15 protein-coding genes and 1 pseudogene are annotated in these 15,204 nt (G+C 39.5%); 11 read left to right on the top strand and 5 right to left on the bottom strand.

Annotation, left to right across the window (positions count from 1 at the left end; all coding sequences use genetic code 11):
• Positions 1–7 precede the first annotated feature (7 nt).
• From DPV81_RS06490 to queA, 5 genes and pseudogenes are all read left to right on the top strand, one after another.
• Entirely contained in the window at positions 8–499 is a 492-nt protein-coding gene (locus DPV81_RS06490) for an ImmA/IrrE family metallo-endopeptidase (protein ID WP_133252925.1), read from the top strand.
• Between the two features lie 198 nt (positions 500–697).
• Positions 698–838, top strand: coding sequence for a hypothetical protein (locus DPV81_RS09415; protein ID WP_160271609.1), 141 nt, complete (start codon positions 698–700; stop codon positions 836–838).
• 637 nt (positions 839–1,475) lie between these two features.
• Positions 1,476–2,234, top strand: coding sequence for a hypothetical protein (locus tag DPV81_RS06485; protein WP_111387384.1), 759 nt, complete (start codon positions 1,476–1,478; stop codon positions 2,232–2,234).
• Between the two features lie 187 nt (positions 2,235–2,421).
• Positions 2,422–2,615, top strand: a pseudogene (locus tag DPV81_RS09430) (hypothetical protein); the annotation flags it as partial.
• Positions 2,616–2,763: 148 nt separating this feature from the next.
• Entirely contained in the window at positions 2,764–3,855 is a 1,092-nt protein-coding gene (queA, locus tag DPV81_RS06480) for a tRNA preQ1(34) S-adenosylmethionine ribosyltransferase-isomerase QueA (protein ID WP_070582561.1), read from the top strand.
• Positions 3,856–3,887: 32 nt separating this feature from the next.
• On the opposite strand, the gene DPV81_RS06475 is transcribed toward queA, so the two are convergent.
• Positions 3,888–5,027, bottom strand: a complete 1,140-nt coding sequence (locus tag DPV81_RS06475) for a pyridoxal phosphate-dependent aminotransferase (protein WP_111387382.1) — start codon at positions 5,025–5,027, stop codon at positions 3,888–3,890.
• A gap of 209 nt (positions 5,028–5,236) precedes the next feature.
• Between DPV81_RS06475 and tgt the strand changes: the two genes are divergently transcribed.
• The 6 genes from tgt to secF all read left to right on the top strand — a co-directional run bounded on the left by tgt (position 5,237) and on the right by secF (position 10,443).
• Positions 5,237–6,385 carry a tRNA guanosine(34) transglycosylase Tgt gene (gene tgt, locus DPV81_RS06470; protein ID WP_111387380.1) on the top strand — a complete coding sequence of 383 codons (1,149 nt, stop codon included), beginning with the start codon at positions 5,237–5,239 and terminating at the stop codon, positions 6,383–6,385.
• Positions 6,386–6,448: 63 nt separating this feature from the next.
• A complete protein-coding gene (locus DPV81_RS06465; RefSeq protein ID WP_111387378.1) occupies positions 6,449–6,961 on the top strand; it encodes a hemerythrin domain-containing protein in 513 nt (170 codons plus the stop codon).
• Positions 6,962–6,964: 3 nt separating this feature from the next.
• Positions 6,965–7,192 carry a sulfurtransferase TusA family protein gene (locus DPV81_RS06460; protein ID WP_005697892.1) on the top strand — a complete coding sequence of 76 codons (228 nt, stop codon included), beginning with the start codon at positions 6,965–6,967 and terminating at the stop codon, positions 7,190–7,192.
• 101 nt (positions 7,193–7,293) lie between these two features.
• On the top strand, positions 7,294–7,584 hold the full coding sequence (gene yajC / locus DPV81_RS06455) for a preprotein translocase subunit YajC (protein ID WP_005695468.1): 291 nt from the start codon (positions 7,294–7,296) through the stop codon (positions 7,582–7,584).
• A 23-nt stretch (positions 7,585–7,607) separates the two neighbouring features.
• Positions 7,608–9,458, top strand: coding sequence for a protein translocase subunit SecD (gene secD, locus DPV81_RS06450; protein ID WP_111387376.1), 1,851 nt, complete (start codon positions 7,608–7,610; stop codon positions 9,456–9,458).
• A 10-nt stretch (positions 9,459–9,468) separates the two neighbouring features.
• Complete coding sequence (gene secF / locus DPV81_RS06445) at positions 9,469–10,443, top strand: protein translocase subunit SecF (protein ID WP_005697896.1); 975 nt, start codon at positions 9,469–9,471, stop codon at positions 10,441–10,443.
• Between the two features lie 82 nt (positions 10,444–10,525).
• On the opposite strand, the gene DPV81_RS06440 is transcribed toward secF, so the two are convergent.
• The 4 genes from DPV81_RS06440 to clpB form a co-directional block, all read right to left on the bottom strand.
• Positions 10,526–11,566: an AI-2E family transporter gene (locus tag DPV81_RS06440; protein ID WP_111387374.1), complete on the bottom strand. Its 1,041-nt coding sequence runs from the start codon at positions 11,564–11,566 to the stop codon at positions 10,526–10,528.
• Complete coding sequence (glnB, locus tag DPV81_RS06435; RefSeq protein WP_005697836.1) at positions 11,566–11,904, bottom strand: nitrogen regulatory protein P-II; 339 nt, start codon at positions 11,902–11,904, stop codon at positions 11,566–11,568. Before glnB ends, DPV81_RS06440 begins: the two co-directional genes overlap by 1 nt.
• Position 11,905: 1 nt before the next feature.
• Positions 11,906–12,499, bottom strand: a complete 594-nt coding sequence (gene mog, locus DPV81_RS06430; protein ID WP_049362318.1) for a molybdopterin adenylyltransferase — start codon at positions 12,497–12,499, stop codon at positions 11,906–11,908.
• Positions 12,500–12,611: 112 nt separating this feature from the next.
• Complete coding sequence (gene clpB, locus DPV81_RS06425) at positions 12,612–15,182, bottom strand: ATP-dependent chaperone ClpB (RefSeq protein WP_111387372.1); 2,571 nt, start codon at positions 15,180–15,182, stop codon at positions 12,612–12,614.
• Positions 15,183–15,204 lie beyond the last annotated feature (22 nt).

Here is a 15,204-nt window from a genome sequence, read left to right as displayed (position 1 = left end):
TAGCCCTATGTCAAGAAAACAAATAGATTCAATCACTCAAGCTATCCGTGAAATAGCTGCTAAGTGTGGGTGGATAGATTCTAATGGTGCCGTTGATATTATATCTCTCTTAGAGTTTGGCTATGAAAACTTTCGCATTGTGCCAGATCATGAGATGGCGGGTGCTTTAGGACTAACATTACCAACAGGAGAGATCCTTTTAAGGGAAAGCGTCTATAATGGGGCTTGTGATGGTAATGGACGAGATCGCTTTACGGTTGCTCATGAATTAGCGCATGGAGTCATACATAAGGAACAGATAGGATTTGCTCGACCTGTGGATAAAAGCACTAAAATTTATTGCAACGCTGAATGGCAAGCAAATGAATTTGCGGGGCGACTTCTATTGCCTGATAGTAGTATCAAACGTTTTCATAACATGGCAGTTTCTGAACTCGCTGATTTGTTTGGGGTAAGTTACGAGTGTGCCCAAACAAGAGTTGCTAAATACGGAAAATAAAAACCCAATCACAAGGACTGGGTTTTAGGATAGTAAGTAATATTGGCGTATTAATTACTATGTATAGTTCTCCATCCGCTGTACACAATACCTGCAAAAGAAGAACACCTTCGAAAACGGTGAAGTATTCTAAAACAAGTTGCATGGCGTTGTCCATAGGTAAAGTGGTGGTAACCTGAAAAATAAGAGGTAAGCCTAATGGCTATGACAACTTGTTCTAAGTGTGGTCGTGTTTGCCCTCTAATTTTCCGTTGGACGCGTGAAGACCCACGTACCGGCGCAATTATTAGAGCTAAACACCGCCCTATGCCAATCCCGCAATGTGATTGTGGCAGATAATTAATAAAAACGTCCGAAAGGGCGTTTTTTTTATGAGTAAAATAAAATTTATTGGAATATGATTTATTAGAACTTTTACTAACTTAAGTAAATTTCTATGAAAAAAACATTAATTCTGTCAGTATTAATTTTCTCTCCTCCAGTATTTGCGCATGATCTAGATAATCATAAAATACACGGCTTTATCTCCACCAACCTTGCCGCAAAAACCGTCTCTGAGGACGCACTGTAGTATATGCAAACCCGCTACCGGATCCCCGCCGCCCGACTACGGCAAACGCTGCAAAGCCTGGTAGCTGGTGGTGATTTGCCAGCCTGAGTTGTTGGGGGAAACGGGATAGGAGTACAGGGATGTTTGATAAATAGGAGAATATGGCGGATTGAATTCAAATGAGGACAAAGCATCAATGCTTGTTATATACAAATGGCATATAAGGGTATTGGCAGAGATGTACTGGTTTGAATTTACTACAAAAACATATTTTAACATATTGATTTTATTTTATTTCTATAGAGATTTCGTCTAAAGCTAAAACTAGCAGCCCACAAATTATGGACGAAGATTTTTTAATTTTTAAATTTATTTAGATGCGCTAAACTACATTTGTGAGATAGTGTGATTATTAAGGAGTTAAAAATGTCAAAACAAAAAAAATTTGAAGATTTTTTTGATAGAACAAGTAATTCAATTAAAAAAGTTGATGTTTTGATAGCTTATGATGATAAAAATGGCAATATCAATCCCTATTTAAACCATATTTTTTGTCCAGAATGTTATATTGCTGCCTTATCGTTGGTTCATGGTAAAACACCTCATCTAAGAAGTATTCCATCATCTCTTCACTCAAATAGTTGCTCATATAATTATTCTTATGCAAGGAAAAGGACTATCCTGAAGTATCTTGAAAAATTAACTTCTGAGCAAGTAAAAAATCGGTTAAATAGCATGATGCGTCAATTAATGCCAAGTAAAAATGATATAGCAGAATTACAATCTAATCTGACTATCGAAAACAATTCTTTTCTTTTTGATGAGGAAGAAAATGCTCAAAGTAAACAGGTTATAAAAAAGACGATAAGAAAACAAAGGCTTTCTGGATGGATTGACTCCGATATTTCAGGTAAGCTTTATCTTTTCTATGGGGATGTTAAGATTTTATCTGAAGAAAAACAATCAAAAACAGGAAACACTTATTTTAGATGGGTTATAAAAACAAAAAATAAAGATGGAGAATGGAAGTATAGAACTAGCCTGTATCGTGGTTCAATAAATGAATGTTTTGATAAAGATTCAGTGTATAAAATTGTCCTTATTGGTACTGCTAATTTTGATAATGGATATTTAAATATTAAACTTGAGAATAAAAACGCAGTTTTATATAAAAAGGCTGAGTAACTAAAGTGAAGTAAGTAAACCGTAACCTACATCTCCACCTTTAAAATAAAAATGTAAGGTGTATGCGGTACGCACGCAGTTTTGGCTGTTCAAGTCATTACTTCAAACGTTCTGATGACCTTATGTTTCAATCTATGTAGGTCGTATACTTGTATCCGACAACCTTTTGATATTTATATGATTTGAAATTATTGCGGTAACTTTGAAAGTGTCGAATTCGAGAATCCAACCTATCATTTTTCAGGTGCTTCAGCGACAGATTCGCAATTACGGCGAAAATGTGACGATTCAAAGTGTGTCAATTCTTTGAATATTTCGCTACGACAGTTGAAGAGCGCGGATCAGCTGGACGTGGTGTGCTGCATTGAGGGCGATGCGGCGGAATAAAACTCAATAAATTTGAATAGTATAATATTTATCTTCCTACTCTATCTCTCAACCCGATTCATGCCCAACAACATTCCCCCTTGTATTTCCACCTTATTCGCTCTAGACTATGCCCCATTTTTAGCTTTCATGATTTACAATTATGCGTGTTTCTGACTTCCATTTTGACTTACCTGATGAGCTCATTGCTCGTTATCCTAAAGAAGATCGCTCTTCTTGCCGTTTGCTACAACTCAACGGTGAAAACGGGGAAATTTCTCACCGCACTTTTACCGATGTATTAGATTTAATCGACGAAGGTGATTTGTTGATTTTTAACAATACACGCGTAATCCCTGCTCGTATGTTTGGTCGTAAAGCCAGTGGCGGGAAAATTGAAGTGTTGGTAGAACGTGTTTTAAGTGAACACCATTTCTTAGCGCATATTCGCTCATCAAAGGCCCCGAAAGAAGGCGCAGAATTATTTTTAGGTGAAGATAAGCTCGGTGAAAATAATGGCGTAAAAGCCATTATGGTTGGTCGTCAAGATGCCCTTTTTGAAGTGGAATTAGCGGATAAAAGTCGCAATGTACTTGATGTGTTACAAGAAATCGGTCATATGCCTTTGCCGCCTTATATCGATCGCCCTGATGAAGAAGCGGATCAAGAATGTTATCAAACCGTATATAACAAAGTGCCAGGTGCAGTGGCTGCACCAACAGCTGGTTTGCATTTTGATGATGAGCTTTTACAAAAATTACACGAAAAAGGCGTTAATTTTGAATTTGTAACTTTGCATGTGGGCGCCGGTACATTCCAACCCGTACGTGTTGAAAATATTGAAGATCACATTATGCACGCGGAATATGTGGAGCTTTCTCAAGAAGTCTGCAATGCCATTATTGAAACGAAAAAAGCGGGCAAACGTGTGATTGCGGTAGGCACAACATCCGTGCGTTCTGTTGAAACCGCCGCCCTATCAGCAGAAGAAAATGGCAACCCAGATTTAATTGAACCTTATTTTTCAGATACGTCCATTTTTATTTACCCAGGCAAATCATTCCGTGTGGTGGATGCGTTGATTACCAACTTCCACTTGCCAGAAAGTACATTGATTATGTTGGTGTCTGCCTTTGCAGGCTTTAGCCACACCATGAATGCCTATAAAAGTGCGGTCGAAAATCGCTATCGTTTTTTCAGTTATGGCGATGCAATGTTCATTACCCAAAATCCCAATGTGAAAGGGTTAGAATAAGAAAAATGGGTGGTCAAATACCACCCATTTTTTTAAATCCAACCTTTTGCTCTAAACGCTTTTAGTACCTTAACAAATACTTTCATCTCATCTGGTGTACCGAGCGTGAGACGATTCCATCCTTTAATAGGCAAAAACTCCCGTCCCACCAAAATAGAATGCGCTTTCATGCGTTCTTGATAAGTTTTTACGTCCCCCTTAATCTCATGGAAAATAAAGTTACCATTAGATGGTGCAAATTTTAAACCAAGTTCTGTTAAGGCATTTTGAACAATCTGACGTGAGGCAGTATTACTTTGGAAACTCAATTTCGCAAAGGTTTTATCTTGTAAAGAGGCCACGGCAGCCACTGCACCCGCAAGATTCGTGTTATCCAAGGACATAAATTTTTCTACTTCTTCAACCACTTCTGGCTGGGCGAGTAAATATCCCACACGATAGCCCGCTAACGCATAAAACTTAGAGAAAGTCCGTGTGACTAATACATTTTTCAAGCCTTCTTTGACTAACGCCATACCTGTTTCAAAGGCTGGATCTTCCACAAAATCAGCATAAGCTTCATCTAGCAGAAAATAGTTATTTTGAGAAAATGATTTAATCCAAGGGAAAAATGTTTTAGCTGGCGTAATCATTGATGTTGGATTATTTGGGTTACATAAATAGAAAATCGTCACACCATCAAAGGCTTCTGCGGCGTTTTTTAACTTCGTTAAATCAAAAGAAAAATCGTCTGCGAGCGGCACTTTCACCACTGGCACACCTAACGCTTTTGCATATAATTCTGCATAATTAAATGTTGGATCCGGCACCACAAGTTGAACCGCTTGTTTTGCATTTTGAGCCTTAACGATCAATGCTTGAACGGCAGCTTGAATATTTTCTGAAGAACCATTCCCCAATGAAATGAAACTTTCAGCGACATTGTGTTTAGCGGCTAATTGCGTAATGACTGCTGCACGTTGATCATCAGGATAATATGAACCAATTGCTAAACTATTCATAATCGCTTGTTTTGCTTTTTCCGACATCCCTAGCGCATTCTCATTAAAATTGAGATGTAATACTTTCGTTGAAGTTGCTTTTGGCACCTGATTTTCTGCCATCAATTTTGGTGCCAATGCCATACCTAACGCTGTCGTACCTGCTAATTTAAAAAGTGTTCTCCGTTGCATAATCGCCTCCCGATTTAAAATATAATTATTCATTTAAAATGCATTTTTATTCATATTAACATGAAAATTTACTTCTGCAAGAGATTTTTTGACTTATTAAATCACACCGCATAAAATGCTCTCTCACAAAGATTGTTAAGCCTGTGAAAACAAAACAGGCTTTTTTATTGTAAAAAATCTTCGAACTGTTTATTCGTTGAGGAAAGAAAATGAAATATGAATTAGATAAAACCAGCGGTAGTGCACGTCGTGGTCGCTTGGTATTTGAACGTCCACAAGGCACGTTCAGCGTAGAAACTCCTGCATTTATGCCAGTGGGTACTTATGGCACGGTAAAAGGCATGACACCAGAAGAGGTGCGTGCGACAGGCGCAGAAATTTTACTTGGTAACACCTTCCATTTATGGCTTCGTCCAGGTCAAGAAGTGATGCGTAAACACGGTGATTTACACGACTTTATGCAATGGCATCGTCCGATTTTGACTGACAGTGGCGGTTTCCAAGTATTCAGCTTAGGTAAATTACGTAAAATCACAGAAGAAGGCGTGAAATTCCAAAACCCAATTAACGGTGAGCGCATTTTCCTTTCACCTGAAAAATCCATGGAAATTCAATATGATTTAGGATCTGACATCGTGATGATTTTCGATGAATGTACACCTTATCCTGCGACTTTCGATTATGCTAAAAAATCCATGGAAATGTCTCTTCGTTGGGCAAAACGTAGCCGCAATCGCTTTGATGAATTAGGCAATAAAAATGCCCTATTCGGTATTATCCAAGGCGGCGTATTTGAAGAATTACGCAAAGTATCATTAGAAGGCTTAGTGAATATTGGCTTTGACGGTTATGCGGTGGGCGGTTTAGCAGTAGGCGAACCAAAAGAAGATATGCACCGCATTTTAGAATACATCTGCCCACAAATTCCGGCTGACAAACCTCGTTATTTAATGGGTGTGGGTAAACCAGAAGATTTGGTGGAGGGCGTGCGTCGTGGTATTGATATGTTCGACTGCGTAATGCCGACCCGTAACGCACGTAACGGCCATTTATTCGTGACAGACGGCATTGTTAAAATCCGTAATGCAAAATATCGTGATGATACTAGCCCGTTAGATCCTGAATGTGATTGCTACACCTGTAAAAACTACACCAAAGCGTATTTATATCATTTAGATAAATGCGGTGAAATTTTAGGTGCACGCTTAAATACCATTCACAATTTACGCTATTATCAACGTTTAATGGCGGAAATTCGTCAAGCTATCGAAGACGATCGTTTTGATGATTTTGTAGTGGAATTCTATGCTCGCATGGGCAAACCTGTTCAACCATTACAATTAGCAGATAAATCATAATTAATGAAAGTGCGGTAGAAAAATGAAATGTTTTCTGACCGCACTTTTAACAAAGGAAACCTTATGCAAATCCTTGAACCTCAACAATTTGCCACTTGGAATGAACCGATTGATATGCTTTATGCTTGTCATAGCAAAGTGAAACGCTTTTGCAAGCAACTCACCATTCTTCCAGGCTACTTAGAAAAAAATGGCGTGAATCAAGCCGTATTAAATGATGTGAAAACCATATTGCAGTATTTTAATCACGCGGCGCCACTTCACCATGATGATGAAGAAAAAGACTTCTTCCCCGCTTTAATTGAAAAAGCGCCTCAAGCAAAAGAATCGGTGGATGAATTAGAACTCCAACATGTGACTTTGCATGAAAATTGGGCAAAGCTTTCGGAGCAGCTAGAAGAATTAATTGCAGAGAAACGTACTGATGTAGATGAAAGACTGATTACGCTATTTGTGGCGAGCTATGATAGACACATTGCCCTTGAAGAGCCGCTATTTGAGCTTGGTAAGCAATATTTATCAGCAGAACAACTCACGGCTATGGGCAAAATTATGTTTGCTCGTCGCCAAGCTTAAATCATGAAATATCAATTAGATTTGACCGCACTTTCCTGCCCGATTCCGCTTTTAACGGCGAAGAAGGCTTTAGCAAATTTAGCGCCAAATGATGAATTAGTATTGCAATTAAATCGTCAAAGTGCGGTAGAAAATTTTGTTGTTTTTTGTGAAGAAAATCAATGTGAATTAGTGAATCAGCATTGGCTTTCCGAACAAATCTTCGAGGTTTGCTTGAAAAAAATCAATTAATCCTAAAATTCTGGTTGTTATTGCCTTCATCGGCTTTTACTGAATGCCGTTTTATGGTATTTTACGCACACTTTTAACTTTTCATTTATAAGGAAAACACAATGGAAGCACAAAGCCCAATGTCCACGTTATTTATTTTCGTGATCTTCGGTTTAATTTTTTATTTTATGATTTACCGTCCACAAGCGAAACGTAACAAAGAACACAAAAAATTAATGTCTGAATTAGCGAAAGGCACTGAAGTATTAACCGCTGGTGGTTTGATTGGTAAAATCACTAAAGTAACCGAAGGTGCTGAAATTGTTATCGCGTTAAACGATACTACTGAAATCACGATTAACCGTAACTACATCGTTTCAGTATTACCGAAAGGTTCTGTAAAATCTCTCTAATTTAAATTCCTAAAGGGAAAACTATGTTAAATCGTTACCCATTATGGAAGAATCTAATGGTGATCCTTGTGGTCGCCATTGGTGCTTTATACTCTCTTCCAAATATCTATGGTGAAGATCCTGCGGTGCAAATTTCCGGTACACGCGGACAACAAGCAGACACCACCGCATTAACTGAAGTACAAAACGTACTGAAAGAAAATAACCTTCCAACCAAATCTATCGTTCTTGAAAATGGCTCTATTCTTGCCCGTTTCATCAACACAGATGACCAACTTCTTGCCAAAGATAAAATTGCAGAAAAACTAGGCAACAACTACACCACGGCATTAAACCTTGCACCAGCAACACCAGCTTGGTTAAGCAGCATTGGTGCTAACCCGATGAAATGGGGTTTGGACTTACGTGGTGGTGTGCGTTTCTTGATGGAAGTGGACATGAATTCTGCGCTTGCTAAACGTCAAGAACAGTTACAAGACACATTACGCAACGAATTACGTAAAGAAAAAATTCAGTTTACGGCGATTAAAAATGGCGACAAATTTGGTACAACGGTCACCTTAGAAAACGCCGACCAAATGTCAAAAGCAGCGCGTATTATTCGTCAGTTACACCCAACATTAGAAGTGTCTGATATTGGTGACAACACCTTAAACCTTGCTCTTTCTGAAGCAGCATTAACAGAATCACGTAACTTAGCAATCGAGCAAAACTTAACGATTTTACGTAAACGTGTTGCTGAATTAGGCGTAGCTGAAGCAGTTATCCAACGTCAAGGTGCAGAACGTATCGTAATCGAATTACCGGGTGTTCAAGATACTGCGCGTGCAAAAGAAATCTTAGGGGCAACCGCAACACTTGAATTCCGCATTGTGAATTCGTTGGTCAACCCTGAATCAGCCGCGCGTGGTATGTTACCTTCTGACACAGAAATCAAATATGACCGTCAAGGTAGACCTGTTGCACTTTACAAACGTGCGGTATTGGGTGGTGAACACATCATCAACTCAAGCTCGGGCTTAGACCAAAACACCAGCACGCCACAAGTAAGTGTAACCTTGGATAGCGAAGGCGGCGAAATCATGTCGCAAACGACCAAGAAATACTACAAAAAACCAATGGCAACCTTGTATGTAGAATACAAAGACAATGGTAAGAAAGACGAAAATGGCAAAACCATTTTAGAGAAAAGCGAAGAAGTGATTAACGTTGCTACCATTCAAGGTCGCTTTAGTTCTAACTTCCAAATTACTGGTGTAAGCAGTTCTGCAGAAGCACAAAACCTTTCTATGTTATTAAAATCAGGTGCTTTAATCGCGCCAGTGCAAATTGTTGAAGAACGTACAATCGGTCCTTCTCTTGGTGCACAAAACGTAGAACAAGGTATTGATGCAAGCTTCTGGGGCTTAATTGCTGTCATAGTCTTCATGCTGATTTACTATAAAATCTTCGGTATTATCGCAAGCTTTGCCTTGGTGATTAATATCGTTTTATTAGTTGGTTTAATGTCTATCCTACCAGGTGCAACACTCACTATGCCGGGGATTGCGGGTATCGTATTAACCCTAGGGATGTCGGTGGACGCCAACGTACTTATTTTTGAGCGTATCAAAGAAGAGATTCGTAATGGTCGTCCAATCCAGCAAGCCATTAACGAAGGTTATAACGGTGCATTCACCTCTATCTTCGATGCGAACTTAACCACAATTTTAACGGCAATCATTCTTTATGCTGTGGGTACCGGTCCAATTCAAGGCTTTGCGGTAACGCTTGCATTAGGTGTGGCAATTTCAATGTTTACGGCAATTACCGGAACACGTGCTATCGTGAACTTCCTATACGGCGGTAAACGTCTTGAAAAATTATCAATTTAGGTAGGATAAGATGAGATTATTTGCAAAAGATAAAAACGGACATTTTATCCGTGAAGTGAATGGGATTAAATTGCCATTCCCTCTCACTGAATTTATGAAAGTGAGATTTGTGGGATATGCATTTTCTGCGATTTTGATGGCGATTTCCCTCTTCTTCATTGTGACAAAAGGCTTCAACTGGGGCTTGGATTTTACCGGTGGTGTGGTATTTGATACTCATTTCTCACAACCGGCTGATTTAGAAAAAATCCGTGGCACATTAAATCAAAATGGTATTGCAAGTCCAATTGTACAAACAACCGGTTCTGTACAAGACGTGATGATCCGCTTACCAGCTGATAATAACGATTCTGCTATTGGTGATCACGTTAAAAGCATGCTCCAAACAATTGACCCTAATATTCATATTAACAGTATCGAATTCGTCGGTCCAAACGTTGGTGAAGAACTGGCTCAAGGTGCGGTTTATGCGACCCTTGCAACCCTAGCAATGATGTTAATTTACGTGGGCTCACGTTTTGAATGGCGTTTAGGTTTTGGTGGTATTGCCTCACTTGCGCATGACGTGGTGATTACACTCGGTGTATTCTCTGCATTACAAGTCGAAATGGATTTAACCTTCGTGGCAGCGATTCTTTCCGTTGTAGGTTATTCTATCAACGATAGTATCGTGGTATTCGACCGTGTGCGTGAAAACTTCCGTAAAATTCGCCGTGTAGAAACCATCGATATTATTGATATTTCCTTAACGCAAACCTTATCGAGAACCATCATGACATCTCTCACAACGCTTCTTGTTGTGATTGCCTTGTTCTTCTTTGGTGGTCCATCAATTCATAACTTCTCATTAGCGTTATTAATTGGTATCGGTTTTGGTACTTATTCATCCATCTTTATCGCGATTGCGATTGCTTATGATATCGGCCTGCGCCGTGAACATATGATTCCACCAAAAGTGGATAAAGAAGTAGATGATTTACCTTAATCTATTAAACATCAGATAAAAAGAAAGCCACCATAACGGTGGCTTTTTTATTGCTAAAATTATGACATTTTATGACCGCACTTTAGTCGTTTACATCTCCTAATAAAGCAGCGTATTTCTTCGTTGATTCGGAACTTTCCAAGGTAATTTTAAACGCCATTGTTAGCGGCACTGAAAGTAACATACCGACTGTACCGAGCAACCATCCCCAGAAAAGCAACGAAAAGAATACAACCAAGGTAGAAAGCCCTAAGGTTTTTCCCATCATTTTCGGTTCAATAATATTACCGATCACAATATTTGATGCAATGATACCAACGGTTACACCCATACCCACACCAAATCCATTCAGCAATAACGCTTGAACAACAATCGGCACGGCTGCAATAATCGAACCAATATTTGGAATGTAATTTAATAGGAAGCTTAAGGTTGCCCATAAAATCGCATATTGGACATCCATTACATCCAACAAAATCCACGTCGAGACGCCGGTAAGCAAACTAATCACCGTTTTCACACCAAGATAGCTAATCACTCCGTCTAAAATACGATCGATGTGATGTTCTTCCGCGACAACATCATGTTCATTATCACTTAAAACTAAAGCAAGTTTATGCTTCATGGTTGGTGCTTCAAGCAGCATAAAAATCACCGCTAAGATCAACACAAAAACATTCGTCACCACGCCAGAAAAGTTTAATAGTAAACGGCTCACAAAGTTCATGATCACACTTGGATCAAAATGCTCCATAATGGCTTCGCGAGAAATCACAATCGGCAATTTCAGTTTTTGAGCTAACGCCATGACGTCATTTATACGTTCCGAAAGCAGCACTTTATATTGAGGAATCGAGCGTGTAAATTCTTGTACACTGCTATTAATTAATCCCGCCAGGAAAAAGAATACGATTAAAATTAAGATAAACAACAAGGCTATGGCGATGCCATGTGGCACTTTGCGTTGTGTCATCGCTTTAATCACTGGCGAACAAATAATGGCAATAAATAATGCCAATAAAAAAGGCACGACAATTTCTGCAGCCAGTTTAATTCCCGCAAACACAATCACTAAAGCCGCCATTGCGACTAAAGTGCGGTTAAAATTTAAGTTTTTTTCCACTAAATGGCTTCCTCATTTTCTTCGCCTGTACGAACACGGATCACGCGTTCTACATCATAAACAAAGATCTTCCCATCACCGATTTTCCCTGTTTGGCAAGTTTCAACAATGGTTTCAAGACATTGTTCAAGTAAATCATCCGGCACGACAATTTCCATTTTCACTTTAGGTAGAAAATCCACCATATATTCCGCACCGCGATAAAGCTCTGTATGCCCTTTTTGGCGGCCAAAACCACGGACTTCAGTCACGGTCATTCCGCTAATACCAATATCAGATAAATTTTCACGCACATCATCTAATTTAAATGGCTTAATAATGGCTTCGATTTTTTTCATCTTATTTCTCCAAATTTTCACGGCGCGCGGCTTTCGGGCGGAAGCTTGTAATCACTTCAGGTTTGGTATCAATATAAATACCATCAATTAATTGCAAACAGTAAGGCACTGCACTAAAAATCCCTTTTACTAAGACTTTACCTTGCTCATCTTTCACACCTTCTAAGGTTTCTTTGATAGCCTTTGGCTGCCCTGGTAAATTCAAAATTAAACTATTTTTACGAATCACACCAACTTGACGAGATAAAATCGCTGTTGGCACAAAATGCAAACTTACTTGACGCATTTGCTCACCAAATCCTGGCATTTCACGATCGGCTACCGCTAATGTAGCATCTGGTGTCACATCACGTTTTGCAGGTCCAGTCCCCCCCGTTGTGAGCACTAAATGACAATGGTGCTCATCCACCAATTCTTTCAGCGTTTGTTCGATTAATGGTTGCTCATCTGGAATTAATCGCGTTTCCACTTCAAAAGGATCCACCAACGCTTGTTCTAACCATTGTTGTAATTCTGGAATCCCTTGATCTTGATACACACCACTTGATGCACGGTCTGACACTGAAACCAAACCAATTTTTAAAAGTGCGGTCATTTTTTTCCTCATTTTTATACGCTATAAACAGCGTCATTCTACCTTATTTTATCTTTTACCAAAGCATAAAAAAGCCATTTAGCTTTCACTAAATGGCTTTTCATTTTACAAATTATTGTCTGGCTTGAACTTTGCCATCCACATAATCCACTGTGACCACTTTACCTGGTAATAATTGACCAGATAGAACTTGTTGTGCCAAGCTGTTTTCGATCTCTTGTTGGATTGCACGTTTTAATGGACGTGCCCCATAAATTGGGTCGTAACCCACTTCACCAATGAAATCTAATAAAGCTTCAGTAAACACTAATTCGTAACCACGAGTTTCCATACGTTTTGCTAAACGTTCTAATTGGATGCTTGCAATCGCACGGATGTTGTCTTTACCAAGTGGGTGGAATACAACAGTTTCGTCAATACGGTTGATGAATTCCGGACGGAAATGTTGGCTAACCACTGACATCACTAAGGCTTTCATTTCGCCATAGCTTTCGTCTTTGCTACCTTGGATCAAATCAGAACCCAAGTTAGAGGTCATAATCACGACTGTGTTACGGAAGTCCACAGTACGACCTTGACCATCAGTTAAACGACCATCATCCAATACTTGTAACAAGATATTGAATACATCTGCATGGGCTTTTTCCACTTCATCAAGCAAAATCACCGAATATGGACGACGACGTACAGCTTCAGTTAAGTAACCACCTTCTTCATAGCCTACGTAGCCTGGAGGCGCACCCACTAAACGAGATACGCTGTGTTTTTCCATAAACTCTGACATATCAATACGCACCATCGCATCTTCGCTGTCAAAGAGGAATTTCGCCAATGTTTTGCAAAGCTCAGTTTTACCTACACCAGTTGGACCTAAGAATAAGAAAGAACCAATTGGGCGGTTAGGATCTGAAAGCCCTGCACGGCTACGACGAATTGCGTTCGCGACGGCATCAACTGCTTCTTCTTGACCGATCACACGTTTGTGCAATTCTTCTTCCATGCGTAAGAGTTTTTCTTTCTCACCTTCCATCATTTTAGAAACAGGAATACCTGTTGCTTTAGAAAGCACTTCCGCAATTTCTTCATCTGTCACACGATAGCGTAATAGGCTCATTTCTTTGCCTTCACCGGTTTCAGCGGCAGCAAGTTGTTTTTCCAATTCTGGAATACGACCGTATTGAAGCTCAGACATTTTGCTTAAATCGCCAGCACGACGCGCTTGTTCCATTTCAGTTTTCGCCGCATCTAACGCTTGTTTGATGTGTTGAGAACCTGAAAGTGCTGCTTTTTCTGACTTCCATACTTCTTCAAGCTCAGCATATTCACGTTCTTTGTCAGAAAGTTCTTTTTCTAACATTTCTAAACGTTTACGGCTTGCTTCGTCTTCTTCTTTTTGTAACGCCTGTTGTTCCAATTTTAATTGGATGATACGGCGTTCAAGACGATCGAGAGGCTCAGGTTTAGAGTCAATTTCCATACGGATACTAGAAGCCGCCTCATCGATTAAGTCGATGGCTTTATCCGGCAATTGACGATCGGAAATATAACGATGCGAAAGTGTTGCCGCTGCTACGATTGCTGGGTCAGTAATATCTACATGGTGATGGATCTCATAACGCTCTTTCAAACCACGTAAGATCGCAATGGTATCTTCTACACTTGGCTCGTCCACAAAGACTTTTTGGAAACGACGTTCAAGCGCCGCATCTTTCTCGATATATTGACGATATTCGTCTAACGTTGTTGCACCCACACAGTGTAATTCACCACGTGCTAAACTTGGTTTTAATAAGTTACCTGCATCCATCGCACCGTCAGTTTTACCTGCACCAACCATGGTATGGATTTCATCAATAAAGAGGATCACGCGACCTTCTTCTTTTGCAAGTTCATTTAATACCGCTTTTAAACGTTCTTCAAATTCACCACGATATTTAGCACCTGCAATCAAGGCACCCATATCTAAAGAAAGGACACGTTTGTTTTTCAAGCCCTCCGGTACTTCACCATTGACAATACGTTGTGCCAAACCTTCTACAATAGCGGTTTTACCTACACCAGGCTCACCGATTAATACTGGGTTGTTTTTGGTACGACGTTGCAATACTTGAATGGCTCGACGAATTTCTTCATCACGACCAATAACCGGGTCGAGTTTGCCACTTTCAGCACGAGCTGTTAAATCAATTGTATATTTTTCAAGAGCTTGTCTACTTTCTTCTGCATTTTGATCGTTCACGCTTTGTCCTCCGCGAATATGTTGAATCGCTTGTAAAATTTGTTCTTTTTTCGCACCACATTTTTTCAAAATGTCATTTAATGCGCCACGCTCTTCAAGCGCTGCTAATAAGAACAATTCACTGGAAATAAATTTATCTTGTTTTTGTTGTGCTAATTTGTCACATAAATTCAATAAGTTGAGTAATTGACGAGAAATTTGCACGTCTCCGCCATTACCTGACACTTGTGGCAATTTATTCAATTCTGCGTTTAATTCATTACGTAATAACGCGACATTCACGCCACTTGCTGTCAAAATCGGTGCAATTGAACCGTCTTGTTGATTTAAAAGTGCAGCCAATAAATGCACTGGTTCGATAAACTGATTATCTTTACCAAGCGCTAATGACTGTGCTTCACTAAGTGCTTGTTGGAATTTAGTGGTAAATTTTTCAATATTCATATCTTATCTTCTCCTGCATAAA

Origin of the sequence: Haemophilus parainfluenzae (assembly GCF_003252795.1) — a bacterium.
GTDB lineage: Bacteria > Pseudomonadota > Gammaproteobacteria > Enterobacterales > Pasteurellaceae > Haemophilus_D > Haemophilus_D parainfluenzae_K.
Note: the sequence above shows the minus strand (reverse complement) of the source record. Positions and strands in the feature narration are given on the sequence as shown.